Source organism: Aliiglaciecola sp. M165, assembly GCF_007197995.1.
Taxonomy (GTDB): domain Bacteria; phylum Pseudomonadota; class Gammaproteobacteria; order Enterobacterales; family Alteromonadaceae; genus Aliiglaciecola.
This window is the reverse complement of sequence record NZ_VKKH01000005.1, coordinates 171,311-186,063: the sequence shown is the minus strand read 5'-3', so window position 1 is coordinate 186,063 and position 14,753 is coordinate 171,311. Positions and strand designations below refer to the sequence as shown.

The following is a 14,753-nucleotide window of genomic DNA, read 5'->3' as shown; positions in this document are numbered from 1 at the left end:
ACCCAGCTCGGGTTGAGGGAATTAGACGTTGGACAAAAATTCTATTTTTTTACGCGCCTATTATATCCCTGCGTGTTGCTTGTTGCTAAACAACGGATCTGCACAGAAATTTTTGTGCATATCAATATGCACTATCGTACGTTTAGCGGGTAATTGCTCGAATAGCGCAACGCCGGTAGGCTTAAAAATAGCGATGCCACGATGATCCCTTTATCCTGAGTTGAGGTTAGTACATTTTTGAACTGGGGTTTTGCAGGTCAAATAAAAAAACACAAAAGCGCTGTATCAAGACAAGCGGTAAAAAAGCTTAAGGTTGTTTAAAAAAGACATCGTGCATGATTATGTAAAAAAAATGTTTGTAAAAACCGAAAAGTACCGTAAGACAATAGTAATATTTGTTTAGTTTTCATCCATTTCGACGTCTAATTCACGAAGATCGGTGGTTTTCAGTACTGAAAGGGCACCTTTAGGAAAATAAAACTGGCGTAAAAAATCTTTTGCCTCATCCATATTTATCATTTTGTTTAGCTTGAGAGTGCGATATCGATTATATGCCACACCTTGTGCCAATAGTTTTCCATAAGGAGACATATGGGATACAGCCTTATTTTGGGCAAATTCATTCAAAGCTTCAGAAACAAATAAGCGCTTGAATTGCATGATTTCGAAAAACCGTGCACTCAATGGGTACGAAAACTCCTCGATGAGCTGTCTTAAGAATTCGTCCGAGGGAGTAATTTCACCCAGGGCCAGATGTTCATCTCGCTTACGTTCGCTTTCTGCCTCTATCGTCGCTTCTTTGTGCACAGCATCAAACAGCTTAAAGTAAAGCCTTATCACCGCGATCTTGCCAAGATCATGGAGCAAGCCGAGTATAAAACCATGGTATTCGTCCAGGTCACTTACTTGGGCAATTTTTTTACAAGACATGGCAGTGCCAATCGATGCTTCCATTAAGCGCGTTTTTATTTCTGGATAAGGGTCGGTGATCTGTGGCAAACAGCGTCTGAAGGCAACAGATGGTATAAGCATTCTTAAGTTTTCGATGCCTAAGAAGCTCAATGCAACTTTGAAACTTTCGACCACCACCACTTTGCCTTTGGCATCAACTTTTCGATATTTAGGCGTATTAATGAGTTTTATCAATTCGTCGTATAACCACGGCATGTTAGCGGCGCTTGGTTCTAATTTGGAGATGGAACAGGCTTTTGTGGATAGCAAATCGAGGACTTCTGGCAACCTGTGATCAAACGCCAACACATCATGGAACAGGTTGTCTGGATCCTTAACTAGCTCAATGAGTCGCGCACGAATTTCTTTATGCACCATGTCTCGAATACTATTTACAAAGCTTGCATGTGAACGCTTGTTCAACTCTTTGTCGCGAATAGCTTGTTTTTCAACTCTTAATAATGTTCGCCTTGCATCGCTTTGTTCAGTCAATTCAAAGGCGATTTTTTCGCTTTCTATACCCATGGCTCGCTGTGCACTTTGTAAACTTAACGTCAAGCGATCAAATCGTTGGTGGATGTCACTTTTTAGTTTTGCTAGCTCAGTTGTGTGTTTCATGGGTAGTTTATATTTCGTTTAGTGAATTTTTATTTATTTTTTACAACGTTATCAGTATGCCCTATAAAAGGAAACTGACATTAACTAAGTTGATAAGCGATTTACGCATCCATTGTGCCAATTATCGGCAATTGTCAGATAGTTATTAAGGATTTGGTGCCCCGATACTGTCAACAAAGATTCTGGATGAAATTGTACACCCATTATAGGTAATGTTTGATGCTCAATAGCCATTATTTCTTTGACTGAGAACTCATCACACCATGCGGTCACGTCAAATTCTGCATGTAGAGTGTCGGGCTCTATTAAAAGTGAATGATATCGAGTCGCTTCAAATGGATGAGGAACATTTGCAAATAATTCAGAGTGAGAATGTTTTAGCCAAGATGTTTTTCCATGCATGATATGTTGTGCCACGATAATCTTTGTGCCGAACGACTGAGCTATCGCTTGGTGCCCAAGACAGACCCCCAAAAGAGGGATTCTTCCAGCAAATCGTTGAATGATAGGTAAGGTCATACCCGCCTCGTTTGGCGTGCATGGCCCGGGAGAAATCACCAAATAACGTGGCTTCAATTTTTCGATATCGTCACAGTTTATTTTATCATTGCGGATTACGCTCACCTCAACGCCCAGCTCGCGAAAATATCGAGCCAGGTTGTGGGTGAATGAGTCGTAGTTATCAATGAGTAGCAACATCTAGGTGCAATCTGCAACGCGAATTATGTCAATTAACCTTTTGGGGGAGTGGTGTACCATTAAGGCTTGGGAATAAACCCAACAGCTTCATAAACACGTTTCAGTGTGACTTCCGCTCGTGCACTGGCTTTTTCAGCGCCTTCTCGCATGATGGCATTCAAATGAGCGCGATCAGTTCTCAACTCGTGAAACTTTTGCTGAATTGGTTCAAGTAGAGTGACAACTGCATCGGCTACATCTGATTTAAGATGGCCGTACATTTTGTCCTCGTAATCAGGAACAAGGGATTCAACACTTTTTCCGGTGGCGCAAGAGAGCAGGGTAAGTAAGTTTGATACGCCAGGTTTCTCTGTTGTATCAAAGAATATTCTGGCCTGCTCATCAGAGTCGGTGACCGCACGTTTAATTTTCTTAGTGAGCTTTTTAGTATCTTCTAACAAACCGACATAATTGTTTGGGTTGTCATCGGATTTGGACATCTTTTTGTCAGGGTCTTGCAAACTCATGATCCGAGCGCCGAACTCAGGAATAAAGGGATCAGGGATAGTTAAAATGTCGCCATACAGGTTATTAAATCGTGTAGCGATATCACGGGTAAGTTCAAGGTGTTGTTTTTGATCTTCGCCTACAGGAACACGATTCGCCTGATACAGCAGAATATCGGCAGCCTGAAGAACAGGATAGCTGTATAAACCTACGTTGATGTTATTCTGATTCTTCGATGACTTGTCTTTGAACTGGGTCATTCGATTCAATTCACCCATTTGCGTGTAGCAATTCAATACCCAAGATAGCTGAGCATGCTCTGGCACTTGAGATTGCACAAAAATAGTACTTTGCTTGGGATCTATCCCGCAGGCAATATAAAGTGCTAGGCCATCTAAACATGCTTCGAAGAGATCTTTTGGATCTTGTCTGACCGTAATGGCATGCAAATCCACTAACATATACAAACAGTCGTGATCATTTTGCATATCGACCCACTGGCGCAACGCACCCATATAGTTACCTATGGTTAGTTGTCCTGAAGGCTGGCAGCCACTTAATACGATGGGTTTACTCATAATGCTTTAGATCTTCTTTAATTGTGTAAATGAAATTAAGCCTGATTGATATCGCGCAACTCTGCGCGCATCTGATCGATGACTTGTTTATAGTCTGGTTGATTGAAAATTGCCGAGCCAGCAACAAAAGTATCTGCTCCCGCTTGCGCTATGCTGCGGATATTATCGACTTTTACGCCGCCGTCAATTTCAATACTGATAGATTTTCCTGTTTGGAGGATACGTTGTTTCAATTGGCGAATTTTATCCAATGAGGAGGGCAGGAAGGACTGGCCACCAAATCCAGGGTTAACGGACATGACCAGTACAAAATCTAGCTGCTCCAAAACATAGTCCAAATATGCCATTGGGGTGGCAGGGTTTAGTACCAGGCCCACCTTACAGTCATTATCTCGCACCAGTTGAATACTGCGGTCAAGATGCCTTGTTGCTTCCGGGTGAAAGCTAATCCTATTTGCGCCGGCTTTAGCAAAATCAACAATCATTTGATCAACTGGTTCAACCATAAGATGCACGTCGATAGGTTTGCTGACCCCATGCTTGACTAACGATTCGCATATCAAAGGGCCGATCGTCAGGTTTGGAACATAGTGGTTGTCCATCACATCAAAATGGATCAAATCGGCACCTGCGGCGATCACATCTTCTACCTCTTGGCCCAGTTTGGCAAAGTTTGCTGAGAGAATAGAAGGTGCTATTTGAAAAGGCTGCATAACGGGCTCCAATTGTTTTGCGCGTACTTTAACGAAAAAAGGGCGTCGACTAAAGCACTCAGTTTAACAGGACATCGCACCAAAACGGTGCTAAGGTTTCATTGTGGTGCGTTTTTACAGGGGTTGGGTCGCGCTACGATACATTAAATGTTTTAAAAAAATTTAAAAAATGCATAAAAAACAGAAGGATATAGTGAGTTTTCGCGAATTTGAATTAGCGGCATTAGAATTGCCTTACTTCTGGCAGCGACAAAAACTTAAAATAATAATAATTACCAAAATATTGATAACACACAAAAAATTTCGGAGAACACATATGAAATCATTGAAATTGGCCGCCCTAGCAGTTGCTGTCATGTCAGCATCAAGCTATAGCTCTGTTGCTCTAGCTTCAGTTGAGGCAAATGTCGGTGTAACCAGCAACTACGTCTGGCGTGGTGTCAGTCAAAGCGATGACGGCGTATCAGTATCTGGCGGTATCGATTACTCACATGAAAGCGGTTTTTACGCCGGTACTTGGATCGGATCTATTGATTTTGGCGATGGTAGCGGAACTGAAAACGATTATTACCTAGGTTATGCCGGTGAGTCGGGTGATTTTGGTTACGATGTGGGTTACATCTACTACGCTTACCCAGCTGACGGATTTGACGATTCTAACTTTGGTGAAATTTATTTCAACGGCTCATACGACGCCTTTGGTTTTGGCGTTGCTTACACAGTAAATAGCCAAGTTGACGAAGGTTCATTATTTGATACTGGTGATTTGTATTACAACATTAGCTATGGTTTTGACTTGCCTGAAGAGTTCTCGCTAGGTCTTACCTATGGATATTATGACTTTGATGCAGGAAGTGATTCTGATTACGGGCATTTCCAATTGGATTTAGCGAAAGGCGATTTTACGTTCAGTATCTCCAAAGCCGATGAAGAAGCTGCTGGTTCTGGCAAAGGCGACGACACTAAATTTGTTGTTAGCTGGGGCACAACGTTTTAATTAGTTTTGCCAAAAAATTTACTCAGAAAGCCAACTGTTCAGTTGGCTTTTTTGTTTTTTAGCCGTAAAATCCAGGTTTAAGTGCGATAAATTGCAGAGTATTTCGGTTAATGGACGTTGTTCATTCAATAAACGCACGTATAATAAGGTTATTCTACTTAACACATGGGGTACTTATGAACAGGAAGTCAAAAGCTCGCCTATCCACAGTTGGTGCAATTTCTTTTGTTGTGCTGATGGCTGCGCAAATGTCATTTGTGAAAGGTGACAGCGTATGTGCAAATTTCGACGAAGTAGATTTCAATACTAACCTCCCAATGAGCCATCCACTAAATCGTTGTGCTTCTGAGCAAAAAAATGATGTAAGTTGGACAAGTTGGTTCTCCGGTCGCTCTCCGAGTTACCAATTCCATTACTTGGATTTGCTCGAGCTGTTATCTAGAGTTGGTGAAGATTCAACAGAGCGCCATCGAGGCAATCAATAGTTGCAGCAGCCTGACACCAATAACAGTCTGTGGAATGTTTTTAAAAGCGTCGCTGCAAGCATGTTTGGTGTACAAACCCATAAAAACTATGAACATGATTTTAAGCAAAAGTCATTTATCCCGTTTTTACTGGTTGGAATAGTCTTTGTAATCGGGCTTGTTGTGGGTTTATTACTGCTGGTTAAATTTATACTGGCTTGATACTTTTTGCGTTTACGTAGCTTTATTCCCTGAAAGGCACATACAAGGCCAAGACTTCACCCACCTTTAATCGTTTATCACCTTTTTGGCTGATAGAGCGGCTGACCATCAATTTGGTTATGTTTGAGCGGCTGTAGATGTCGCGGGTAAACGATGTATCATGATTGCTGATCAACACAGTAGCCTGTTTTTTAAAAGCATTGTGCTTGGCTAATTTGGCAAGAAGTAGTTGATCGTCTAATGAGAATCCCGTTTTGGCATATTGGGTGAAATTTGCCGTCAAACTGATCGGTGCATAGGGCGGGTCACAATACACCACGTCTCCTTTGCGAACACGCCTGAAGGTATCCACAAAAGATCCACAAGTGAACTTAGCTTTTTGTGCCTTCTCAGCAAAAAACTCAAGTTCAGGCTCAGGGAAATAAGGGGCTTTGTACTGGCCAAAGGGAACATTAAAGCCCCCAGAAAGATTATATCGACACAATCCGTTATAGCCATGTCGATTCAAATACAAAAACAACAAAGAGCGTAAAAAGGTATCTGAGGTTTGGTTAAACTCGTCTCGAATTGCGTAATAACGCTCCGGAGAGTTATTTGCTGAAGTAAACAACTTGCGTGATTCGCTGATGTAAAAATCACTTTTTTGTTTGACGTGATTATACAAGTTGATTAAGTCAGGATTGATATCATTTAACAGATAACGGTCATATTGGGTATTTAGGAACACCGATCCTGCACCGACGAAGGGCTCGACTAACTTTCTTCCATCTGGCAACTGCTGACATATTTGCTCAATAAGTCCATATTTTCCTCCGGCCCACTTTAGAAACGCGCGATGCTTATTTTTTTTCATTTATTGTTCTTTGCTCACTACGTTAACGCTTTGCAGGAGATGGTTTTTATTCATTAGCTGTTGCCAGTTCTTGTTTAATTTGCCGAACTGACTTTGCGAATGGTTGAGAGTTGTCAATACTCGCTGGTAATTGAGCAACAAAGTCCCGAGCTTGAATAAGTGTATCAAACACAACATTGTGCACAACAACATGCCAATCTCCGCCGAAACGCTGAGTAGTATACAACCAAACGTCATCAGAGAGCCCATGCTCGGCGATAAAATTTTCTATCATCAGTCGGTCAGACATGGCAGAGATTTGCAGTAAAAATTTATCATCTGACAACGCCATTATGGCTTGCTCTGCGTCCAGTTTATTAGCAGAGATTTGTTCGCTGGTTAGTGAGTTTTCTTCTTCTGTTTCCGCTAATATGCGCGACTCGTTTGACGGGTCAGTTTCCGACGCAAGGGTGTCAGGTACAGTGACTGAAGGCTGTTCAGTGATGTTTTCTGCCTGTGCTTGAATCTTCTTAACTTCTTGCTGCCAATTGGTTACCAAGGTTTGTGATTCGTTTTCTGTTGGCGTAGCTGCCTCAGCTATCGATGAGGTATCTTCATCATTGACCCGCTCATTTACTAGCGCGACGGTTTGCTCAATATCTACGGACATATCATCAGCTTTGGAAGCATCGATTGGACTATCGGCAATTTTATTTTGCGTTAAATCCGAATCTTCTAGAGTAGTTTCGGGCTCCGTGTGGAGTGGGGGAGTCACCTTGGTTTGGGTAGATTGAGGGTTGAGGAAATTGCGTATCTCCTCTGGGTATTGCCAATATATGATGCTCGCAAATAATGCCAAAAACAGCACTGCTATTGCGTATTTGAACAAGGGTTTTGCAATAAGTGCTTCATCTTCCACTTCCGATCCAGCACTTTCCATACGGCTTGTCACGATTCGACGGTTTTGTCTGATCGTATCAAGCAGGCTGTCGGTAGACGAGATTGGCTCGACGGTTTCGGTGCTGAGCAGTACCGGCAAATGTTTGGTATCGATGACCAACTGTTGTTTGGCCTGTGCAATCCAATCCGGTGAGCCAAATAAAAGAACATTAATATGCCTTCCCTGTTTTTGACTTTTGTTGCTGCGAACCAGTTGCCAAAGTTCATTGAGTAGCTTGCTGGAGATGTGTTCTGCTGCACAAATACAAACCAGTATTGGCCCTGTGTCCTCGGGCAACCTTTGCAACAATCCTTTGTCAAGCGGCAAGTCGTTGACGTCATCTTGTTTGATTAACTGCCGATAAATCTCATTTCTATACTGGTCATCAGAATGCTCAGGTTCGCCATTTAAAAACGCAATGTCAGTGTTTTCATGCTGAACAGACAAAAACTGTTGAAGAGAAGATTGCTGCTGAGCAAGACTCTCGCAACCTATCAGAATCAACTGAGAGGAGTAAGAAACCAAATACTCTAGTCTGTCATGTAGCGCATCAATTGCCACAGGCGTAAACCTTATTGACCCAAAATAGCGATCAGTTCATTAGCTTCAACGTCTTTGGTCACTACTGCCTCACCAATTTTCCGAGGAATGATGTAACGGATCGCGCCAGCCAACACTTTTTTATCGTGCTGCATATGTTGCATGAAAGTCTCGTAGTTCATATTGGCTGGTGGCTCTGTAGGTAAATCAAAGGCATCGGTAAGCTTGATAATACGGTCCAAATCCTGTTCAGACAACCAGCCTTTTGCCAACGCAACTCGGGCAGCGATAATCATGCCTGCGGCGACAGCTTCACCATGTAGCCAGTTACCATAACCTTGCTCTGCTTCAATGGCATGGCCAAAGGTATGCCCAAGATTTAAAAGTGCTCTAATACCCTGTTCACGCTCGTCTTTAGCGACTATTTCGGCCTTTATTTCACAACAACGTTTGATGACTGTCTGCAGGTGCTGAGGATCAAGATCTTTAAGTTGTGAGCAGTGTTGTTCCAACCAGCCAAAAAACTCACCATCGTAAATAATGCCATACTTGATGACTTCTGCCATGCCAGCGGCAAATTCACGCTTGGGTAAAGTTTTTAAAGAATCAATGTCAATAATGACTGACTTCGGCTGATAAAATGCACCAATCATGTTTTTCCCCAAAGGATGATTGACCGCTGTTTTTCCGCCGACAGAAGAATCAACTTGCGACAACAATGTCGTTGGGATCTGAATAAATGGCATGCCCCGTTGAAAACTCGCCGCCACAAAGCCAGTAAGATCGCCCACCACACCACCGCCTAGCGCGATAATAGTGGTATCACGGGCTGCATGCATTTCAAGAAGTCGAGTTATTACGTATTCGAATTGTTTCAGGTTTTTGTGCTGCTCACCATCAGGGACGGTGATGACATCAACTTCAATACTTTGCAACGATTTGAGCAGCTTTTCTAATAATAAAGGCCCAACGACATCGTTGGTTACTACGACGGCTTTGTTGCTTTTTATCTGGGCCTTGAGCAATTGTGGGTTTGACAAATTGCCGGAATCGATCGAAATTGGGTAACTTCGCTCACCCAACTTTACCGTAATTGTTGACATGAGCGATGTTCCTCAGTGTATTTCGTATGCTTAAAGGCCGATTTTGTTGATGATTTGATTGGCAACCGCACGGGCGCTTTGGTCATCTGTATCAACCACATAATCTGCAACCTCTTCGTATAAAGGATTACGAGAGTCAGCAAGATCACGAAGAACCGCTTCCGGGTTTTCGTTTTGCAGCAGTGGACGACGTTTGTCCCGTTGCGTTCTGGCAACTTGCTTGTCGATGGTCGTTTGCAGGTATACAACGATACCGCGGGCGGAAAGTCTGTTTCGCACAGCTTTGCTTACCACTGAACCACCACCAGTTGCTAACACAATACCTTGCTTATCGGTGAGATCGTTTATGACATTTTCTTCTCTGTTACGAAAACCGTCTTCACCCTCTAAATCGAATATCCAGGCGATATCTGCACCAGTGCGGCGCTCAATTTCCTGATCGGAATCAAAGAATTCTAGGTGAAGTTCGTCGGCGAGATGCCTTCCTATCGTGCTTTTGCCAGCTCCCATTGGGCCAACAAGAAAAATATTACGTTTTTCAGCCATTTTTGCTTTTATCACAACTATTGTTAATCGGGTTTTCGTTGCCCAATTTTTGAATAATACCAATCACGTTTTCAGTATGGATTGGTGCAATACCAATTCCACTAAGTATATGGCCTCTCAGCGAGTGAATAAAAGCGCTTAATCGCGGCGTGTCCTTGAAGATCTAGCGGGCTAAATCTAAAGGGCAGAACAACGAGTAAGCGCTTTTAGGCATCGCCCAAAGGGAATGCCCCAGCGGTGTTTGTCCAGCGTTGTCACGACTTGAAAGGGAACAACCATTCCTACATCGTGACGCCTAGTTCAAACACCGCTGGACGCATTCTGAGAGGCCATATACTTAATGGAACTGGTATAAACCAGACCTCGTCTAAATTTCGAGAGCGGGATTATCTCAGTTAAAAGCAGAAATATGCAAGTTTTGTTAACGTGAAGTTGAGGTATTTATTGGATTCTGCTTCCTCGACTTAATGATTTTACCGATTAAGTCGAGGAAAGCTGTGTTTTTATAACGCGTCGGTCATGATTTTTGGTGTAACAAAAATCAGCAATTCACGTTTTTCATTGATGCGTTGAGTATTCTTGAATAGATTACCAACAACTGGCAGATCACCTAACAACGGAATTTTCGCTACATCGTCGGTGGAGGTTTGTTGGAATATACCGCCCAGAACGATGGTTTCACCGTTTTCTACCAGAACTTGCGTACTGATCTCTTGTGTATCAATGGCAACTGCAGGACCAGTTGACGTTGATACCGTCTCACCACGGGTGTCCTGAGTGACAACCAAATCTAAAATAATGCGATTGTCTGGCGTGATATGAGGCGTCACTTTCAAACTTAAAACGGCTTTCTTAAATTCAACTGATGTTGCACCACTTGAAGTTGCTTGAACATATGGAATTTCAGTACCTTGCTCAATGTATGCTTCACGTTGGTTTGCTACAGTAATACGCGGACTGGCAATAATTTCGCCTTTATTCTCAGACTCCAAAGCACTTAGCTCTAAGTCAATGATGGTGCCATCTACTAGACGAGCAATCTGCAATCCGATACGGCCTGCAGGGTTAGCAACAGGAAGATTTACGTTCAGTCGGTCTGATAACTCAGGGAAAACACCGCTAGCGATAGCGTCAGCACCCTCAAGAGAACCCGAGACTCCTCCATCGCTATTTCTGTCGGATATACCCCAACGAACACCCAATTGCTCGTCGACATTGTCGCGAACCGTAACCATTCTGGATTCAATCAACACTTGTTTAATTGGAATATCTAGTGCGTCAATCATTTTGCGTGCTTCGGCAATGGACGTTTCAGTATCACGCAGAAGCAAGGTATTTGTGCGCTCATCAATCGTGACGGAACCTCTGGGGCTCAAAATACTAGAATCTGACGACTTAAGGATAGTCGCCATTTCAGACGCTTTAGCATAGTTGATTTGAATGTTGACTGAATTAAGCGGCGCTAGATCTGCAACTTGTTGCTTAGATTGTAACTGCTGGGTTTCACGAGCAGTTAATTCTTCTGCTGGAGCAATCAATAAAATATTGCCTTCGAGTCGCTTGTCGAGCCCTTTAATTTTTAGAATCATTTCAAGTGCTTGGTCCCAGGGCACGCTTGTCAAACTAATGGTGACATTACCTGTCACCGTGTCTGTTGTGACAAGGTTAAAGCCATTCACCTGGGCAATGATCTGTAAGACCTGGCGTACAGGAACATCTTGAAAATCTAATGAGATAGGCTCACCAGTAAACATGGCGTCACTTTGGGCAACTTCTTCTTCACTGGCTTTTTCGATCTCAATAACGAGTTCATTCGCACCTTTTTTGTGTGTAAAACTTGCTTTACTGAGTAAGCTAAACTCTATGCGACTGGCATCAGCTTCTTGAAATGTTTCGATTTGTGTGACTTGTGTCGCAAAGTCAGCAACATCTAATTTATAAAGTTGATCAGATCCGAGTTGCACCGCGGGAAGCGAAAGCGTTAAAAGATTATCTTTTTGCGAGATTTGCATTTGATAATCGGCATTGTCAAAAGACAAAGTTACTCTCGCTCCGCCTGTTGAGGTGCGTTTGAAATCTATGTCACTCATGTTCGAACGGAAAACCGACGCGATTTGTTTGTCAGTATCAACTAGTACAGCTTGCCCTTCCTGACTAATCGAGTTGAATGAGACAAATGACATCCCAATCGCAGCTAAAGATAGCCAATACCAAGCTCTGTTGCTCTTGTTCAGGCGTTTGTTAAAGATAAAACGTTCAGACATTGTCATTTTCTCCTGCCTGTGAGGACATGCTCAGCGTGGCTTCATTTCTTTGCCAGCAACCGGCGCCATCGGGCAGCATTTCAGTTATCGAAATTTTGCCATCATTGATTGATGTAATTCTTCCAAAAAACAAACCTAAATAATCTCCTGCTGTCACTCGATGAAGTGACCCATCATTTGCTGTTACCAATGCCCACATTTTACCTTGACTGGTAAAGGTCCCTGAGATTGATAGTGCGTCTAAACCATATGCTTCAAGCGGTTGCTTAGCGCGATTAAAATTGGGCTGTAAACAATTGTCCCGTTTTGTTTCTACAGTTTGCACTGCCACGTTGCGAGGACGCTTGAATGGGCTTCTCAATTCTGACGCTTTATACTCAAACGGCGGCATAGTGACGAATTCTGGATAAGGTTCAATATTCACTGGAACCGTTTGTTTGACTTCCACGATATATTGCACCAAATCATCGGTTTGTGCCTCGCACCCGGCAAGTAATGCGGCCACAATCACCATTGAAAGTTTCTTCATTGTGGTTGCTCCGATACTGCTGTGCGATAAGTTTTCGCTTGTAACTGAAATGTCAGTTCACCACGCTCTTGTGCGATGTCAAAATTATGCAAGGTTACAATACGTGGTAATCCAGCAATATTTGAAACAAACTGCCCAAACTCATGATAAGTACCTGACACTTCCATTTGAATCGGCAACTCGGTGTAAAACTCTTTAGGGATCTCTTGTTGCCAGTTAATTAATTTAAACGTTAACCCTGCGGTTGTGCCGACAAACGTGATGTCGTCAATTAAGCCAGGTGTTTCATTACTGGTGGGTAATGACTTAAGCATCGAAGAAAAATCCGCTTCAATGCGTGCAAGTTGCTCTTCGTAAGCTTCTAAATTTACCGCAATACGGTATTTAGCTGCAAATGTTTGTTTTAACTCATCTTCTTTGATTTGCGCTGTATCTAAAACAGGGAGTTTCGAAGAGATTAGCCCATAATAACCACCAAAGGCGACTAACACAGCGACAAAAATTGCGACAACGGTTTTGACTTCAAACGGCCAATTGGCAACCTGCTCGAAATCGAGCTCGTTCATTTCTTTGAGTTTATTAAAATCAAACTTCATTGTTGACCCTCCTGCTGCTCAGCTTCAGAGAAGTCAGGGGCAATCGATGCATTGATATTGAACGTAAGTTTAAATTCACTGACGGCATCTGACGCGGTGGTGTCCGCAACGATAGATGATAATTCACCATTTCCAAATATTTTAGACTCTTCGATTTTGCGCATAAAAGACGACAGTCGGTTGTTCGACTCGCTCATGCCTGACACTTCGATAATATTGCCTTGTCTGGAAAAAGTTCTGAATGAGATACCAGGAGGAACCAACCTTGCCAGCTCGTCAAACACAATGGGTGCTACATTACGGCTGGTTTGCAACTGTTCGATCAGCGCCATTCGTTGCTCGATTGCTTTTTTACTGTCTTTAATATCTTTGATTTTGGCTATTTCAGAATCAAGGACTGCAATTTGACCTTCTAAAAAGGAATTACGTTGGTTTTGACCGGCGATTTGGCTATCGATCAGCATGCCGATCAACCAAACAATAATCATTACAAAGAGCGCTACGGCAAACAGCAGAGTTAAAAACTCTTTTTTCTGCTGTTGTCGCAATGCTTCGCGCCAAGGCAGAAGATTTATATGTGACATGGAACAAAACTCCTTGATGCCAAACCTGCTGCAATCGCTAACTGTGGGGCAACTTTATCGAACCCCTGCTGTGCTGCTTTTTCAGAAATTTGCATATTTTGAAATGGATTGAACACGGTTACATCTATACCCAATTCGTTTTCAAGATCAGAAGCGATTTCTTCAATATTTGCTCCGCCGCCACAAACCATAATTGATGTGGGTCGCTCTTCATGGGTCGAACTTACATACATCTGGATCGCACGACCTAAATGTTGATTTAAGTTTGCTAAGAAGATTGGAAAAGTGTCTTGCCGCCAAGTTGCGGGCAACTCTCCGTTGACAAGCTGTTGCTCGGTCTCTTGTTTTTCAAGTGTATGGATGATGCTCAAATCTTGAATGAGACTGTCCATGCCAAAACTATGTTCTTTGGCATAGATTATCCGCCCATTCTTTACTACCGTTAGCTGAAGTTGTGAAGCACCAATATTGAAACATAATAAAGGTTTATCATGCTCGGCAATGGCGAATTCCTGCATGGCGTTACCCAAAGCATAGCCTTCAATATCGACAACTTTAGGTTCAAACTCGATTTCCCGTATGAGGGTGATGCGACTGTCGACCATATCTTTGTGCGCCGCACTGAGTAGCACGTCAACTTTACCAGGATTAGCTTGACTCTCTCCTAATTCTTCAAAGTCCATATACACTTCTTCGAGAGGATAGGGGATTAAGCTGTCAGCTTCGATTTCGATTTGGCCTTCTAATTCAAAATCTTGCTGTTCCGGCTCCATATACACGACCTTGGTGATTACAGAACCGCCTGAAATCGCTACGGCTACATCTTTCTTTTTAGTCTTTAACGCAAGCTTAACTTTCTTAAGCGCATTGCCCACCGCGTCAAAATCTTTGATCTCTCGGTCAGTAAAAGCATTGCCGATAATTTGCTCGCATGCGAAACTTTGTACCTTGATCTGATCTCCGTCACTTTCGAACAGCACAGCCTTTACGTAGCGTGTACCGATATCGAGACCGATCATTTGTGATACTTTTTTCTTAAAAAGTTCTTTTAACACAATTAGTTCCGAATCATTACTTGTTGCCTTAGTTTT

The 14,753-nt window shown here is 42.7% G+C and carries 16 protein-coding genes; 3 read left to right on the top strand and 13 right to left on the bottom strand.

The features are described from left to right. Positions 1-399: 399 nt before the first annotated feature. The 4 genes from FM019_RS11000 to rpe all read right to left on the bottom strand — a co-directional run bounded on the left by FM019_RS11000 (position 400) and on the right by rpe (position 4,045). Positions 400-1,569: an HDOD domain-containing protein gene (locus FM019_RS11000; RefSeq protein ID WP_143835986.1), complete on the bottom strand. Its 1,170-nt coding sequence runs from the start codon at positions 1,567-1,569 to the stop codon at positions 400-402. An 84-nt stretch (positions 1,570-1,653) separates the two neighbouring features. After that, on the bottom strand, positions 1,654-2,268 hold the full coding sequence (locus FM019_RS10995; protein ID WP_143835985.1) for an anthranilate synthase component II: 615 nt from the start codon (positions 2,266-2,268) through the stop codon (positions 1,654-1,656). Positions 2,269-2,327: 59 nt separating this feature from the next. Next, positions 2,328-3,332 carry a tryptophan--tRNA ligase gene (gene trpS, locus FM019_RS10990; RefSeq protein ID WP_143835984.1) on the bottom strand — a complete coding sequence of 335 codons (1,005 nt, stop codon included), beginning with the start codon at positions 3,330-3,332 and terminating at the stop codon, positions 2,328-2,330. Between the two features lie 35 nt (positions 3,333-3,367). After that, a complete protein-coding gene (rpe, locus tag FM019_RS10985; RefSeq protein WP_143835983.1) occupies positions 3,368-4,045 on the bottom strand; it encodes a ribulose-phosphate 3-epimerase in 678 nt (225 codons plus the stop codon). A gap of 316 nt (positions 4,046-4,361) precedes the next feature. On the opposite strand from rpe, the gene FM019_RS10980 reads away from it, so the two are divergent. From FM019_RS10980 to FM019_RS10970, 3 genes are all read left to right on the top strand, one after another. Further along, the gene (locus FM019_RS10980) at positions 4,362-5,042 is read left to right on the top strand and encodes a TorF family putative porin (protein WP_143835982.1); all 681 of its coding nucleotides are present in this window, start codon (positions 4,362-4,364) and stop codon (positions 5,040-5,042) included. A gap of 176 nt (positions 5,043-5,218) precedes the next feature. Then, positions 5,219-5,527 carry a hypothetical protein gene (locus FM019_RS10975; RefSeq protein ID WP_143835981.1) on the top strand — a complete coding sequence of 103 codons (309 nt, stop codon included), beginning with the start codon at positions 5,219-5,221 and terminating at the stop codon, positions 5,525-5,527. Further along, positions 5,528-5,728, top strand: coding sequence for a DUF2970 domain-containing protein (locus FM019_RS10970; RefSeq protein ID WP_260681601.1), 201 nt, complete (start codon positions 5,528-5,530; stop codon positions 5,726-5,728). 22 nt (positions 5,729-5,750) lie between these two features. Here FM019_RS10970 and FM019_RS10965 read toward each other — a convergent pair whose 3' ends face one another. From FM019_RS10965 to pilM, 9 genes are all read right to left on the bottom strand, one after another. Next, positions 5,751-6,581, bottom strand: coding sequence for a Dam family site-specific DNA-(adenine-N6)-methyltransferase (locus FM019_RS10965; RefSeq protein ID WP_143835980.1), 831 nt, complete (start codon positions 6,579-6,581; stop codon positions 5,751-5,753). A gap of 46 nt (positions 6,582-6,627) precedes the next feature. Further along, complete coding sequence (locus tag FM019_RS10960; protein ID WP_143835979.1) at positions 6,628-8,061, bottom strand: SPOR domain-containing protein; 1,434 nt, start codon at positions 8,059-8,061, stop codon at positions 6,628-6,630. Between the two features lie 11 nt (positions 8,062-8,072). Next, positions 8,073-9,143: a 3-dehydroquinate synthase gene (aroB, locus tag FM019_RS10955; RefSeq protein ID WP_143835978.1), complete on the bottom strand. Its 1,071-nt coding sequence runs from the start codon at positions 9,141-9,143 to the stop codon at positions 8,073-8,075. Positions 9,144-9,173: 30 nt separating this feature from the next. Next, positions 9,174-9,689, bottom strand: coding sequence for a shikimate kinase AroK (gene aroK, locus FM019_RS10950; RefSeq protein WP_143835977.1), 516 nt, complete (start codon positions 9,687-9,689; stop codon positions 9,174-9,176). Positions 9,690-10,192: 503 nt separating this feature from the next. After that, entirely contained in the window at positions 10,193-11,953 is a 1,761-nt protein-coding gene (locus FM019_RS10945; RefSeq protein WP_143835976.1) for a type IV pilus secretin PilQ, read from the bottom strand. After that, positions 11,946-12,482, bottom strand: a complete 537-nt coding sequence (locus FM019_RS10940; protein WP_143835975.1) for a pilus assembly protein PilP — start codon at positions 12,480-12,482, stop codon at positions 11,946-11,948. The genes FM019_RS10945 and FM019_RS10940 overlap by 8 nt, the downstream gene beginning before the upstream one ends. Continuing rightward, positions 12,479-13,078: a type 4a pilus biogenesis protein PilO gene (locus tag FM019_RS10935; RefSeq protein ID WP_143835974.1), complete on the bottom strand. Its 600-nt coding sequence runs from the start codon at positions 13,076-13,078 to the stop codon at positions 12,479-12,481. The genes FM019_RS10940 and FM019_RS10935 overlap by 4 nt, the downstream gene beginning before the upstream one ends. Further along, a complete protein-coding gene (locus tag FM019_RS10930; RefSeq protein WP_143835973.1) occupies positions 13,075-13,662 on the bottom strand; it encodes a PilN domain-containing protein in 588 nt (195 codons plus the stop codon). Before FM019_RS10930 ends, FM019_RS10935 begins: the two co-directional genes overlap by 4 nt. Beyond that, a complete protein-coding gene (gene pilM, locus FM019_RS10925; RefSeq protein ID WP_143836145.1) occupies positions 13,650-14,681 on the bottom strand; it encodes a type IV pilus assembly protein PilM in 1,032 nt (343 codons plus the stop codon). The genes FM019_RS10930 and pilM overlap by 13 nt, the downstream gene beginning before the upstream one ends. Between the last annotated feature and the right edge of the window lie 72 nt (positions 14,682-14,753).

Excerpts from the sequence above, each read along its gene's own strand:
- FM019_RS10940 (WP_143835975.1), bottom strand. The coding sequence starts at position 12,482 with ATGAAGAAACTTTCAATGGTGATTGTGGCCGCATTACTTGCCGGGTGC.
- pilM (WP_143836145.1), bottom strand. The coding sequence starts at position 14,681 with ATGATCGGTCTCGATATCGGTACACGCTACGTAAAGGCTGTGCTGTTC.
- aroK (WP_143835977.1), bottom strand. The coding sequence starts at position 9,689 with ATGGCTGAAAAACGTAATATTTTTCTTGTTGGCCCAATGGGAGCTGGC.
- FM019_RS10945 (WP_143835976.1), bottom strand. The coding sequence starts at position 11,953 with ATGTCTGAACGTTTTATCTTTAACAAACGCCTGAACAAGAGCAACAGA.
- FM019_RS10965 (WP_143835980.1), bottom strand. The coding sequence starts at position 6,581 with ATGAAAAAAAATAAGCATCGCGCGTTTCTAAAGTGGGCCGGAGGAAAA.
- FM019_RS11000 (WP_143835986.1), bottom strand. The coding sequence starts at position 1,569 with ATGAAACACACAACTGAGCTAGCAAAACTAAAAAGTGACATCCACCAA.
- FM019_RS10975 (WP_143835981.1), top strand. The coding sequence starts at position 5,219 with ATGAACAGGAAGTCAAAAGCTCGCCTATCCACAGTTGGTGCAATTTCT.
- FM019_RS10980 (WP_143835982.1), top strand. The coding sequence starts at position 4,362 with ATGAAATCATTGAAATTGGCCGCCCTAGCAGTTGCTGTCATGTCAGCA.
- trpS (WP_143835984.1), bottom strand. The coding sequence starts at position 3,332 with ATGAGTAAACCCATCGTATTAAGTGGCTGCCAGCCTTCAGGACAACTA.
- rpe (WP_143835983.1), bottom strand. The coding sequence starts at position 4,045 with ATGCAGCCTTTTCAAATAGCACCTTCTATTCTCTCAGCAAACTTTGCC.
- aroB (WP_143835978.1), bottom strand. The coding sequence starts at position 9,143 with ATGTCAACAATTACGGTAAAGTTGGGTGAGCGAAGTTACCCAATTTCG.
- FM019_RS10995 (WP_143835985.1), bottom strand. The coding sequence starts at position 2,268 with ATGTTGCTACTCATTGATAACTACGACTCATTCACCCACAACCTGGCT.
- FM019_RS10935 (WP_143835974.1), bottom strand. The coding sequence starts at position 13,078 with ATGAAGTTTGATTTTAATAAACTCAAAGAAATGAACGAGCTCGATTTC.
- FM019_RS10930 (WP_143835973.1), bottom strand. The coding sequence starts at position 13,662 with ATGTCACATATAAATCTTCTGCCTTGGCGCGAAGCATTGCGACAACAG.